At 63.5% G+C, this 13,474-nt stretch carries 10 protein-coding genes; 7 read left to right on the forward strand and 3 right to left on the reverse strand.

Features of this window, described 5'->3' with window-relative positions; translation table 11 throughout:
- The 5 genes from WCB02_RS29695 to WCB02_RS29715 all read left to right on the forward strand — a co-directional run.
- Positions 1 to 275 (forward strand): hypothetical protein (locus WCB02_RS29695; RefSeq protein WP_423963507.1); only part of this gene is annotated, 275 nt, incomplete at its 5' end.
- A gap of 51 nt (positions 276 to 326) precedes the next feature.
- Entirely contained in the window at positions 327 to 1,289 is a 963-nt protein-coding gene (locus WCB02_RS29700; protein ID WP_423963510.1) for an ArdC family protein, read from the forward strand.
- Positions 1,290 to 1,394: 105 nt separating this feature from the next.
- Entirely contained in the window at positions 1,395 to 3,512 is a 2,118-nt protein-coding gene (locus WCB02_RS29705) for a ParB/RepB/Spo0J family partition protein (RefSeq protein WP_423963512.1), read from the forward strand.
- Positions 3,513 to 3,701: 189 nt separating this feature from the next.
- Positions 3,702 to 8,033, forward strand: a complete 4,332-nt coding sequence (locus tag WCB02_RS29710; RefSeq protein ID WP_423963514.1) for a strawberry notch-like NTP hydrolase domain-containing protein — start codon at positions 3,702 to 3,704, stop codon at positions 8,031 to 8,033.
- A 1-nt stretch (position 8,034) separates the two neighbouring features.
- Complete coding sequence (locus WCB02_RS29715; protein WP_423963516.1) at positions 8,035 to 9,084, forward strand: DUF7146 domain-containing protein; 1,050 nt, start codon at positions 8,035 to 8,037, stop codon at positions 9,082 to 9,084.
- Positions 9,085 to 9,273: 189 nt separating this feature from the next.
- On the opposite strand, the gene WCB02_RS29720 is transcribed toward WCB02_RS29715, so the two are convergent.
- From WCB02_RS29720 to WCB02_RS29730, 3 genes are all read right to left on the reverse strand, one after another.
- Positions 9,274 to 10,179: a ribonuclease Z gene (locus tag WCB02_RS29720; protein ID WP_423963519.1), complete on the reverse strand. Its 906-nt coding sequence runs from the start codon at positions 10,177 to 10,179 to the stop codon at positions 9,274 to 9,276.
- 251 nt (positions 10,180 to 10,430) lie between these two features.
- Positions 10,431 to 11,114 carry an HAD family hydrolase gene (locus WCB02_RS29725; RefSeq protein WP_423963528.1) on the reverse strand — a complete coding sequence of 228 codons (684 nt, stop codon included), beginning with the start codon at positions 11,112 to 11,114 and terminating at the stop codon, positions 10,431 to 10,433.
- Between the two features lie 245 nt (positions 11,115 to 11,359).
- Complete coding sequence (locus WCB02_RS29730; protein ID WP_423963522.1) at positions 11,360 to 12,289, reverse strand: Ku protein; 930 nt, start codon at positions 12,287 to 12,289, stop codon at positions 11,360 to 11,362.
- Between the two features lie 143 nt (positions 12,290 to 12,432).
- On the opposite strand from WCB02_RS29730, the gene WCB02_RS29735 reads away from it, so the two are divergent.
- The gene (locus tag WCB02_RS29735; protein ID WP_423963524.1) at positions 12,433 to 12,825 is read left to right on the forward strand and encodes a hypothetical protein; all 393 of its coding nucleotides are present in this window, start codon (positions 12,433 to 12,435) and stop codon (positions 12,823 to 12,825) included.
- A 47-nt stretch (positions 12,826 to 12,872) separates the two neighbouring features.
- Positions 12,873 to 13,322, forward strand: coding sequence for a hypothetical protein (locus WCB02_RS29740; protein WP_423963526.1), 450 nt, complete (start codon positions 12,873 to 12,875; stop codon positions 13,320 to 13,322).
- Positions 13,323 to 13,474: the final 152 nt, after the last annotated feature.

Below are 13,474 nucleotides of genomic sequence, written 5' to 3' on the forward strand. Positions count from 1 at the left end.
GCTCTGGACAAGGCATCGCCGGCGGCTGTTTACAGTTGGTTGCGGATCACGACATCTCGTCCAAGGTTGATCAGCTCGACGAACTTGCAGGGCGCGTGTTGCGACCGGGCGTCTCCCTGCGGCACCGGGCTGTCGGCTTCGCTGAAACCCCGACGTATGCCGGGCTTTCACTGTTCGGGCTTCCATCCCTGACGCGCGGCGGCCACCGATCTCATCGGCGCAGCGCGCCCGTGGACACAGCATATAGAGTAAGAGGGCCGGCTGGTTTGCCGTGACGGGTTGATGGCCACGAGGGAGGCTTGCGGCGCCCGTCGCGGAGATCCGCGATGTCAACACATGCTGTTCGGGGGCGCACCGGCCACAACCGGGCGAACCTCTATGACGAGATTACCGACAAGATCATCGCCCAGCTTGAGGCCGGCCGCGTACCGTGGGTCCAGCCCTGGGGGACGGCTGCGGCGAAGGCGCCGCTGGCGATGCCGAAGAACGCGTCGACTGACCGGCAATACAGTGGCATCAACGTCCTGATTCTTTGGGGAGCGGTGATCGAGCGGGGATTCACAGGACAAAGCTGGCTTACCTTCCGCCAGGCGCTCTCGCTCGGCGGCCATGTCCGCAAGGGCGAATGCGGCACCACAGTTGTTTACGCCGATCGTTTCATCCCGGGCAGCGAGAAGCGGCGCGCGGCCGAGACCGGCGAAGAGGCGCAGGCGATCCCGTTCCTGAAACGCTTCACGGTGTTTAACGTCGAGCAGTGCGAAGCGTTGCCGGATGACATCGCGACTGCAGCGCTGCCACCGCCCCCGGGCTTGATCGAGCCTTCGGTCGAAGCCCTGATCAAGGCCACCGGCATCACGTTTCGCATTGGCGGCGATCGCGCATTCTATGCGCCTGTCGAAGACTACGTGCAGGTCCCGCCACCGCAGGCCTATTTCGAGCCGATCAACTGGCATCGAACGGCGCTCCACGAGCTCGGTCATGCCAGCGGACATCCGTCGCGCCTCAACCGGGACCATAGTGGGTCCTACGGCACCAGGAAATACGCCTTCGAAGAACTGGTAGCCGAACTAAGTGCCGCATTCGCCTGCGCCTCGCTCGGGATCGTGCCGACCGTGCGCCATGCCGATTACATAGGCGCCTGGCTCGAAGTCCTGCGCGAGGACCATCGCGCCATCGTGCGCGCGGCGTCGCAGGCGAGCAAGGCCGCGGACTATCTGCTCGGCTTCGTTCCCGAACCCATCGTGAGCGCGCCGACGGATTCGGCTGTTGGCGATCACCAGGTGGCGTGATCCACAATCTACAGCGGGCGCGCGAGAGTGAGAGGAGCGAACGCTTTTCGCGACGGGTTGGAACCAAGAGAGAGTCTCTTGGCTGCCCGTCGTGGAGACGTAAAGATGACCAAAGCCGTTCAAAAGATCACGCTGTCGCCCTCGCGCGACATTCCATTCAACAAGCTCGTGCTCAGCCAGTCGAACGTCCGCCGTGTGAAGGCTGGCATTTCGATTGAGCAATTGGCCGAGAGCATCGCGCAGCGGACACTGTTGCAGAGCCTCAGCGTACGCGCCGTCGTCGATGCCGAGGGCAACGAGACCGGCATGTTCGAGGTGCCCGCCGGTGGCAGGCGCTATCGGGCCCTGGAGCTTCTGGTGAAGCAGAAACGCATGGCGAAAACGCAACCCGTTCCCTGCGTCGTTCGCGACGGGGGTATTGCCGAGGACGACTCGCTTGCGGAAAATGACGAGCGGGTGGGGTTGCATCCGCTCGATCAGTTCCGGGCTTTCCAGGCCCTGCGCGATGGCGGGATGAGCGAGGAAGACATCGCTGCCCGGCACTTCGTCAACCCGGCAGTCGTGAAGCAGCGGCTGCGGCTGGCGTCGGTATCGCCGAAGCTGCACGAAGTCTATGCCGAAGATGGCATGACCCTCGAGCAGCTCATGGCGTTCTCGGTCACAGGCGATCACGCTCGACAGGAACAGGTCTTTGAGAACGTCAGCCGCTCCGGCCGCGATGAGCCATACCAGATCCGGCGCGCGCTTACTGAAGAGACCGTCCGCGCCTCCGATCGCCGCGCGCAATTCGTTGGCGTTGATGCCTACGAACACGCTGGCGGCGGTATCCTGCGGGACCTGTTCGAGCACGACGATGGCGGCTGGTTGCAGGACGTCGCCTTGCTTGAACGTCTCGTTACCGAGAAGCTGAAGGGCGAGGCTGGGACGATCGCCGCCGAAGGCTGGAAGTGGATTTCGGTGGCCGTCGATTTCCCTTATGGCTATGCCAATGGCTCGCGCGTACTCGAAGGAAAACCTGCCGATTTCACCGCCGACGAGCAGGCCACCATCGACGCGCTCAACGCCGAGCAAGCCAAAATCGAACTCGACTATCAGGATGCGGACGAGTTGCCGGACGAGGTCGACCGGCGTCTCGGCGAGATCGAGGCCGCATTGCTGGCGTTCAAAGATCGGTCGGAGGTCTATGATCCGGCCGACATCGCGCGAGCGGGCGTCTTCGTCAGCATCGATTCGGAAGGACGGCTTTCCGCGGATCGGGGCTACGTCCGGCCGGAGGACGAGGCGCTCATAGCCGGCGCTGAGATTGAGCAGGAAACCGACACGTCCTCGATCGAGGGCCAAGCGACTCGCGCCCCTGTGCAGCGCACGGTGGTCTCGGTCGCAGGTAGCGCGGCTGAAGCCGATGAGGATGACGAGGACGCCGTGAGGCCTTTGCCGGATCGCCTCATCATCGAGCTGACGGCACATCGTACTCTGGCGTTGCGCAATGCACTTGCCGAAAATCCTGCCATCGCATTCCAGGCGGTGCTGCACAACTTCGTGCTGGCGACCTTCTACCGATTCGCCTCCGCAAGGACCTGCCTGGAAATCGGACTGCACACGCCGACCTTTCCCGCTCAAGCACCGGGTTTGAACGATAGCGTGTCCGCCAAAGCCATCGATACGCGCCATCAGGGCTGGAAGGAGCGGCTACCGAAGGACGAGGCGGAGCTTTGGGACGCACTCACCGCATTCGGCGGCGGGGCTCAGGCCTCGCTGTTTGCTCACTGTGCATCGTTTGCGGTCAATGCGCTCTACGAGTCGGCCAGCCGCACCAATCAGGGCCGTATCTCCAGTCATGGCGTCCGTACACGCCTTGACCAGGCGGACGTCTTGGCGCGCGCCGTCGGGCTCGACATGGTCCAGGCCGGGTGGAGACCGACCGTCGACAACTATCTCGGCCGCATCACCAAACCCCGCATTCTTGATGCGGTTCGTGAGGCAAAGGGCGAGCCGTCCGCGCAACTGATCGACCACTTGAAGAAGGCTGACATGGCCAAGGAGGCCGAGCGTCTTCTCGACGGTTGCGGCTGGCTGCCCGAGCCGTTGCGTCTCGTCGACGTCGTCGCATCGCCGGCGGCGCCGGAGGGCGAAGCCGGAGCGCTCCCCGAATTCCTCAACGACGATGAGGACCAGGAGAGCGCCGGCGATGACGATCGCCCACAGCGTGATGCCGCCCAATGAGATCATGTTCGCGAGATGAATCCGGCCGTCCAACGCTCCCTGGGGACCTGTGTGTGAGCGCCGGTCCCCTTATTCATGGCTGAGACGGAGAGGGAGAGGCCGGCCGGGAAGGGTTTGAGCCGTCGCGGTCTTAAGGAGAGCGCCTGACGGCTCGCCCCCCCATTCCTGCTCTCCCCGAGACATCCCGCCATGACTGAATCTCTCGTCGGCTGCCCCTCCGCCGCGTCGCTCTCGATGCGTGCCGCCGCAGCTGTTGCCTCCGCTGTCGTCAGGGCCGCGCGACAGCTCTTGACCGAGCTCGAACGCGGCCGTCGCATCGATGCTGCTATCCTGCGCGGCGCGATGGAGGCTGCCTTCGGCGCCTCCGATGCGACCGGCGCCTGGGACTGGAAACTTGCCTATGACGCCTGCGAGGTGGCGACCGTTCTGTTCCTTCGCAGGTTCGGCCCGGCGATCCGTGCCAAGGCTGATTCACCAGGCGCGATGCTGCCGATGCTCGCGAAGATTGCGGACTGTCTGCCGACCCATACGCGGCGTTCGGAGGAAAGTCAGGCGCGGCAACAGTTCTCGACGCCGATTCCGCTTGGTCTGGCGGCCTGCAACGCAGCCGGCATCACCTCGTCCGACCGCGTGCTTGAACCCTCCGCAGGCACCGGCTTGCTCGCCATCCTCGCGGAACTCGCGGGCGGCGCGCTGGTCTTGAACGAGTTGGCTGAGACCCGAGCAGCCCTGCTCGATCGTCTGTTTCCCACCCTTCAGGTGACACGATTTGACGCCGCGCGGATCGATGATCATCTCGGTGCCGGCATTGCCCCGAGCGTGGTTCTGATGAATCCGCCATTCTCAGTGATGGCGAACGTCGATCGCCGCATGGCGGACGCAGCACTCCGGCATGTCAGTTCGGCCTTGACGCGTCTTTGCGATGGTGGGCGTCTGGCCGCCATCACCGGTGCAAGCTTTGCGCCGGATAACCCGGCGTGGTCTGAGGCCTTCGTCCATCTTCAGACCTGTGGGCGTGTCGTGTTTTCTGCCGCCATCGAGGGCGGGGTCTATGCGAAGCACGGTACCCACGTCGACACCAGGCTGCTGGTGATCGACAAGGAGCCCGCCATCGATCCCACCGTGTTTCCCGTCTCGCCGGGCATGGCTCCAGATGTCTCGACGTTGCTTGGTTGGGTGACCGCCCAGGTCCCCGCGAGACTGCCAATAAGACTGCCAACCACCGGTTCACAGTTCGCCGGTGCTCGCAGGCGCCACATCCCTTCGCGGCCAGATCGTGCTGTGGCGCCAATTCGGTGCTTTCAGGCGATAACGCCTCCCGAGGCGACGGAACTGGAATACGAGATGGTCGAGCGGGCTCAGCCGGAAGGCGCCCGGCTCACCGATGTACTCTATGAAGAATACGGATTGCAGTCGATCCGTATTCCCGCATCCCACGCGCATCCGACCAGGCTCGTGCAGTCGGTGGCGATGGCCTCCGTCGCGCCGCCGAAACCATCCTATCGGCCGCATTTGCCGGCACGGCTTGTGGTCGATGGCCTGCTCTCCGACGCCCAGCTCGAAAGCATCATCTATGCTGGCGAGTCGCATTCAGGATTTCTCGCGGGCTCCTGGACGGTCGATGCGACTTTTGATGTCGTAGCGGCCGCATGTGATGATGCCAGGGATGCCGTCCGCTTTCGCCGCGGCTGGTTTTTGGGCGACGGCACCGGGGCGGGCAAGGGCCGGCAGGTCGCCGGCATTCTGCTGGACAACTGGCTCAAGGGCCGCCGTCGCGCGGTCTGGATCAGCAAATCCGACAAGCTGATCGAGGATGCGCAGCGCGACTGGTCGGCGCTCGGTATGGAGCGGCTGCTCGTTTCGCCGCTTTCACGTTTCCGCCAGGGCACGCCGATCCGGCTTGTGGAAGGCGTCCTTTTTACGACCTACGCCACGCTGCGCACCGACGAACGAGGCGACAAGCTTTCGCGCGTCCGGCAGATCGTCGAATGGTTGGGCTCGGGTTTCGACGGCGTCATTATCTTTGACGAGAGCCATGCGATGCAGAACGCGGTTGGCAGCAAGGGCGAACGTGGTGAGCTGGCCGCTTCGCAGCAGGGGCGTGCGGGCCTCAGGCTCCAGCACGCACTGCCAAATGCTCGAATCGTCTACGTCTCCGCGACCGGTGCCACGACGGTGCACAACCTTGCTTACGCCCAGCGACTCGGGTTGTGGGGTGGCCACGACTTCCCATTCGCCACCCGTGCCGAGTTTGTCGAGGCGATCGAGGAGGGCGGTGTCGCGGCGATGGAAGTGCTGGCCCGAGACCTCAAGGCGCTCGGGCTCTATGCGGCGCGCTCCCTGTCTTACGAAGGTGTCGAATACGAGCTTATCGAGCACCAGCTTGCGCCCGAGCAGGTCCGGATATATGACTCCTATGCCGGCGCGTTCAGCATCATCCACAACAACCTCGATGCCGCGATGCGGGCCACCAATATCACGGGCGAGTCCGGCACGCTGAACGGACAAGCGAAGTCCGCGGCTCGGTCCGCCTTCGAAAGCGCCAAGCAGCGCTTCTTCGGCCATCTGCTCACTTCGATGAAGACGCCGTCATTGATCCGCTCGATCGAGCAGGATCTCGACGCCGGCCATGCTGCCGTGATCCAGATCGTCTCGACCGGCGAGGCGCTGATGGAGCGCCGCCTGGCGGATATCCCGACCGAAGAGTGGGGCGACGTTCAGGTCGACATCACCCCCAGGGAATACGTTCTCGACTACCTTGCTCATTCCTTCCCGGTCCAGCTCTACGAGCCCTTCACCGGCGCGGACGGCAGCCTTTCTTCCCGGCCCCTCCATCGAGACGGTCAGCCGGTTGAGAGCCGCGAAGCTGTCGCCCGTCGCGATCGCCTGATCGAGAACCTCGCTTCATTGTCGCCGGTACCTGGCGCCCTCGATCAGATCGTACAGCGCTTTGGTACCGACATGGTCGCCGAGGTTACCGGTCGTTCGCGCCGCATCGTACGCATCCAGGATCGGCTCGCGGTCGAGAACCGCACTGGGGCGGCCAATCTCGCCGAGACCTCCGCTTTCATGGATGACGTCAAGCGCATCCTTGTGTTCTCGGACGCGGGAGGCACAGGGCGGAGCTATCATGCCGATTTGTCGGCGCGGAATCGTCGGCTCCGTGTCCATTATCTGCTGGAGCCCGGCTGGAAGGCGGATGCGGCGATCCAGGGGCTCGGCCGCACCAACCGCACCAACCAGGCGCAGCCACCGCTGTTTCGGCCCATTGCGACCGATGTGAAAGCCGAGAAGCGCTTTCTCTCTACGATCGCCCGTCGCCTCGATACGCTCGGCGCCATCACGCGTGGCCAGCGCCAGACTGGGGGGCAGGGTCTGTTTCGTCCCGAGGACAATCTAGAAAGCCAGTACGGCCGCGATGCCCTACGCCAGCTCTATATGCTGCTGGCGCGAGGCAAGGTCGAAGGCTGTTCGCTCGAAAGGTTCGAGGACGCGACTGGCCTGAAGCTGATGGACGCCAACGGCCTCAGGGATGAGTTGCCGCCCATTACCACCTTCCTGAACCGACTGTTGGCGCTGACCATCGAGTTGCAGAACGTGCTGTTTACGGCGTTCGAACAGTTGCTGACCGCCCGGATCGAGGGCGCCGTTTCATCCGGGACCTACGACGTCGGTTTGGAGACGCTCCGCGCCGAGAGTTTTGTCGTCACCGACAGGCGCACGATCTACACGCATCCCTCGACCGCGGCGGAAACCCGGCTGCTCACGATCACGCAGCGCGAGCGCAATCATCCCATGGCGCTGATGGATGCTCTGGATCATCTTAGCGATGCTCGTGCTGTTCTGCTCCACAATGCGCGGTCCGGGCATGCCGCGGTGCAGGTCACGGCGCCGAGCCTTATGCTTGATGACGGCGAGATCGAGCAACGCGTCCGCCTGGTCCGGCCCTTGGAGCGTCAGACCCACTCCTTGAACGCGATGGCCGAGAGCTATGGGGTCGAAGCGGACCGCGAGCGCTTTTCGGCAGCATGGCTGGCCGAGCTCGCCATCATTCCGGAATTCAAATGGAGCACGATCTATCTGGTCACGGGATTGCTGCTGCCGATCTGGAAGCGGCTGCCAAACGAATCGACCAGGGTCTATCGGCTGCAGACCGATACCGGCGAACGTATCATCGGCCGCAAGGTCTCGCCGGCGTGGGTGGTGGCTGCCACCGAAGGCGGCACGGCAAACCTGACGCCAGATGCGGCTTTCGCGGCATTGCTGGATGGCAAGGTCATCATCGATCTCACGGAGGCGCTCCAGCTTCGCCGCGTTCGAGTGATGGGTGCCGACCGCATCGAATTGACCGGCTTCACCGAGCCGATGCGTGACCGACTGCGTGCCGACGGTCTGTTCAGCGAGATCATCTCCTGGAAGCTGCGCTTTTTTGTGCCGGTCGATGCGACTGGCCCGGCCGTCCTCGGCAGGGTGTTGGAACGCTATCCGGTCGTGCAGATCGCCGATCGCGCGTTGGCGTGACATGCTGGGCAATGCAGCAGAGCTGGCACATCTCCTCGCGCGCGAGGCCGAGGCGGTGTGTCGCCACTATCTCTCGTCCGGACGTCGGGTAGGCAACTACTGGCAGGTCGGCGATGTCAGGAACAGTCCCGGCCGCTCGATGTTTGTTCGGCTGAGCGGCGGCGACACTGGTGGCCGGCCGGCGGGCAAATTTACCGACGCCGCAACCGGCGAGCACGGCGACCTGCTCGACGTGATCAGGGAAAGTTGCGGCCTGCTCGATTTCCACGATGTCCTCGATGAGGCTCGACGGTTTCTCAGTCTGCCACGCCTCCAGCAGAGGTCGGGCCAACGACCGCGTCCATCTTCGGTGCCGATCGGCTCACCGGAATCGGCACAGCGCTTGTTCACCATTTCTAAGCCGATTGCCGGGACGATCGTGGAAACCTACTTGTATGGACGCGGCATCACTCACCTGCATGGCACCGACAGCCTGCGATTCCATCCACGCTGCTACTATCGTCCCGAGGCAGACGCGCCGACCGAAACCTGGCCCGCCATGATCGCGGCTGTGACCGACCTCAAGGGCCACATCACCGGAGCGCACCGCACCTGGCTCGATCCCTCAGGGCGCGACAAGGCGCCGATCGATACTCCGCGCCGGGCGATGGGCCACCTTCTCGGGCACGCCGTCCGCTTCGGCCCGGGCAGCGACGTGATGGCGGCGGGCGAGGGCATCGAGACCATGCTGTCGCTCCGCTGTGTCTTGCCCAGCATGGCGATGGCGGCAGCACTCTCGGCCGCCCACCTCGGAGCCATCCTGTTCCCGGCAGCGCTGCGCCGTCTCTATATCGTTCGTGACAACGATCGGGCCGGCGATGGCGCCATGAACGGCTTGATCGGCCGCACGAAGGAGGCCGGGATTGGGGCGGTCGTGCTATCGCCGCAGTGCGGGGATTTCAACGAGGATCTGCGGAACTTCGATATCGATGCGCTGCGTGCAGCGCTGCGGATCCAACTCGCCCCCGAGGACGTGGTCCGATTCTTTGGGGGTGGAGTGACCGGACCGTAAACGTGGGATGACCATTCCGCCCTGATGGTGCTCGGCGCAGCGAGCTATCGTCTTATCGCTACGCGGCGCGGGCTGCCGTCGCCGCATTCCCTCCGCTACCGACGGCACGCGGGAACAATTGTTGCAGAGACCCTTCGCGCAGTAGAGACGATGACCGTCGCCTGCCTCGCGGCTCTCCTCCGCGGTCGCTCAAATCGCGATGTGATCGAAGTCGGCGGCGACCCGGCTATTCAGGAACGTCTTCGCCGCCTCCGCCAGAATGTCTTCGTCCGGATACCGTCCGGAAATGTGAGTGAGGACCAGTTGCTTGACGCCGCTTTCGGCCGCAAACGCCGCGGCCTCGCCCGCGGTCAGATGACCGTAGTCGCGCGCGATGGCCTCGTCGCGCTGCAGAAACGTTGCCTCGATCACCAGCACGTCGGCGTCGCGAACGTGCTCGGCCAAGCCTTCGGTGGTTTCGGTGTCGCCGATGACGACAAGCTTCTTTCGGCCCTCCGGAGGTCCCAGAACGTCCTCGGGATCGACCGTCCTGCCGTCCGCCAGCGTCACCGGCTTTCCTTCGGCCAGTTGCTTGCGCGCGGGATCGTCTGGCACTCCGAGGGCAGCCAGGCGGTCGGGCCGGAGGTGACGGCGGACCCGGCCTTCGAACGAGAATCCAAAGCTGTCGGTATCGCGGTGGCGGACCGGAAAGCAACCGATCGTGAAGTTGCCGGCGTCAAGGACCTGTCCCGTCGCAAGCGGGACGAGCTCCAACGGGACAGGCGCATTTCCCTCGCCCCACAGGCCCGCGAGCATCCGGACGACCACGTCGATTGTGCCCGGGCCGCCGTGGATGGTCATGAGTTCCGCGTTCTGCCGCAGCCGAAGCGTTGAAAAGAGCCCGGGAATGCCGAGCACGTGGTCGAAATGGCCATGCGTCAGCAGGAGCCGGTCCAGCCTCCTGAAGCCGGCCCCACTGCGCAGCAGCTGGCGCTGCGTTCCCTCTCCGCAATCGATCATGATGCGATGCCCGCCCGCCTCGATAAGGAGGCAAGGATGGTTGCGCTCTGCGGACGGGACGCTCGCCGAGGTTCCGAGAAAGGTCAGATCGAACATGATCGGGGTAACGATCTCATCTGTTGGCGTGGCAGGTTGCCATGCCGCAGCCGTGTGGGCGAACTATATCTTGAACGAACAGCCTCCCGTATTCTCTGTTCAACAAGCCTTGGATCATTCTTCTGCGGCTCGTCTTCATGCCGATTGCCCATCGGCCGCTCGCAATTTGTGGCTGGGAGATGGCCAGGCGAAACTCGCAGATCGCCGAAAGGTCGAGCGCCGGCCTGCTACCAGATGAATTCATCTTCTACTCAAGTCCTCTTGGCGAGTAGGGAGCCGTCGAAGCAGGCGAACAGCGCAGCCGGTCCGGGATAAATCTCGAGGCATCCGGCTTGTCGAAGCTGGCTCTCCTGAAAGCCTCCGCAGAGCACACCGATCGTGCGGACGTTCGCCTTGCCGGCCGCCTCGGCATCGTAAGGCGTGTCACCGATCGCGACGGCGTCGGCGCCTTCGATCTTGAGTTTCTTGAGAACGATCTCGAAGATCTCCGGAGCAGGTTTCGACTCCTCGGCGTCGTCGGAAGAAGTCGTCAGGTCCACGAGGTCGGCGATACGCGCGATGTCGAGGTAGTTGTCGAGTTCATCCTTCTTGGCCGAGGAAGCGATGGCGACCCGAAGTCCGGTATCGCGCACGCGTCGCAGCAGGTCGGGGACTGCCGAAAATGGCCGCACAAGAGGCAGATATTCGGTCTTGAAACGATTGCCGCGCCACTCTTCCATTTCTTTACCATGGTCTCGTTGTTGTTCCGCGGACAGGAATACGGGAATCAGCTTGTCGCCACCCTTGCCAATCTGGCTTCGAGCCTGCTCGAAGCTCACATCGTGGCCGAACTCGATCATAGCTTCGTGCCATGCGATCGCGTGGAGATCCACCGAGTCCAGAAGCGTGCCGTCCAGGTCAAAGATAGCGGCTCTTGGCAATTCAAGGTCCTCCATGGTTGGAGCGAGCGAGTCTCGCATACCAGTCAGCGTGTTCTTCGCTATGCGCCGCTTGAGATCCGCGGCGGCTTCAGCCTCGCGGGCGACGCCTTCTTGGCGTCGCGCACCGAACACCGGGCTGCCATCAGCCGGCCAACGAGATCGCGCTTGGCCTCATCGCGTCCGGCGTTCGCCAGGCGCCTCAGTCTGCCGCTAACGACGACGTGGCGACCGCCCGGCGTCTCCGGAGGCTTCACGATGGACTATGCCGACTTCCGCTGCGGCCTGGCCGCTGGCTTCTTGGCAACGGATTCTTTTGCCGGTTTCTTGCCGGCGATCGGCATCAGCATCTCCTTCTGGCCGGCCGCCGCCTTGCGTGGCTTCTTGCCTTGTTTCTTCGGCGTCTTGGTCTCTGACGCAGCGCCGCCGACGCTCTTTCGCAGCGCGTCCATCAGGTCGACGACGTTTTCGCCGCGCGGTCGCTCCCTGGGCGTGATGGGTTTGCCTGCGCGCTTCTGATTGATGAGATCGACGAGCGCCGTTTCGTACTGGTCTTCGAATTTGCCCGGCTCGAACCGGCCCGCCTTCTGATTGACGATGTGCCTGGCGAGGTCGAGCATGTCCTTGGTGACTTTGACATCCTGGATCTCGTCGAAATACTCTCCTTCGGACCGCACTTCGTAGGGATAGCGCAGCAGCGTACCCATCAGCCCCTTGTCCAGCGGCTCGAGCGCGATGATGTGCTCGCGGTTGGTCAACACCACACGTCCGATCGCGACCTTGTTCATCTCGCGGATGGTCTCGCGGATCACGGCAAAAGCGTCGTGGCCGACTTTGCCCTCGGGGCGCAGATAATAGGGGCGAATCAGGTAGCGCGGATCGATCTCGCTGCGATCGACGAATTCGTCGATTTCGATTGTTCTGGTCGATTCCAGAGCCACGTTTTCGAGCTCTTCCTTCGTCACCTCGATGAAGGTGTCGGTGTCGACCTTGTAGCCCTTGACGATGTCTTCGTTGGCAACCTCCTCGCCGGTATCGGCATCCACCTTCATGTACTTGATGCGGTGACCGGTCTGTCGGTTGAGCTGGTTGAAGGAGATCTTTTCGGATTCTGAGGTGGCTGGATACAGCGCGATCGGACAGGTGACGAGCGAAAGGCGCAGGAAGCCTTTCCAGTTCGCGCGGGGGGCCATGGGGAACTCCGATACAGATGCAGGATTCAAGACGAACCGGGCAGCTTGGTTCCGACATTCTGTTCTTGCCAGCAGGATCATTTTTTCGGCTCCGGGACTTTGAGCGGACTCGACAATCGTTCATGCTATGTTCTAATTCGGATATGACTGATCGACCTGCGAGCTGGCGGATGCCGACACCCAAACAGATGGAAAAACTGGCTGCCGAGGCGCGCCGAAGGCAGGCGGTACCCGATGCGGCTCCGGATGAAGCGCTGCCGGCGGAATATTGGGATTCGCTTCTCAAGGATCATCGCGCTGGTGCCGGCGTTGCGACACCACAGCGAAAGCTGTCGGAGATCCAGCGCCACGTACTGCGCGTCTGCTGCCGCCGCTGCGAGCGAACCGTCGAAATCCAGACCGTCGATGCGATCCGGCTCTACGGCGGGAGCGCCGTCTTGAAGGATGTCGCGCAACGGCTCCTGGACGACAGTTGCGAACAGCGCACTGGCAGGCACGAAGAAGACGGATGCTGGCCCGGGTTCGGGACGACCTAGCCAGCCCCGGATTGCCGATCCGATCTCTCTGAATCTTGGATGTCCGGATGGCCCCAAAATATCATCCCACGCCACTGTCGGGCGGCGCCCGAAAGACGCTAACCAGGGAACTCGGCAAGGCGCGCGCAATGGCCAGCATCCTCGCCTCGCAGTCGGTGGAGATACGGGCCAGAGGTGAAGCGCTGATCCAGCAGGCCGACGGACTGCTCTGCGAAAGCTGGAACGAGCGGATGTGGTCAGATGGCGAGCCGATCGATCCCTCGCCGACGATCGACCAGGCCATCAACGGCGGCTTTGCTTGGCTGGAGATCCGCTGCGAGCGGTGCAAGACACCAAGTGACGTCGACCTTGCGGCGATGAAGCACTCGCCAACCACCTTCGTGCACGACCTTGCCGGCCGGCTGCGCTGCCGTGAGTGCGCCAAAGCGGGCCGACGTCCCGCAGCGACCTTGCTGCAGTTGGCCTTGCAGCCGCGCCACTCCCGACCGGAAGTCTGACGATGTGCAATCTCTACTCGACCAACCAGGTGGGCCATCATCGCGCGGTTTCGCGGCGCCAACCGATACTTAGGGGACGAGCTCAGTATCCCGCCCTGACGGTGCGCCGTCGATCCCCAGCCTTTCTTCCCTTGCGTCGGAGAGGCCGCGGC

The organism is Bradyrhizobium sp., assembly GCF_049581145.1.
Lineage (GTDB): Bacteria > Pseudomonadota > Alphaproteobacteria > Rhizobiales > Xanthobacteraceae > Bradyrhizobium.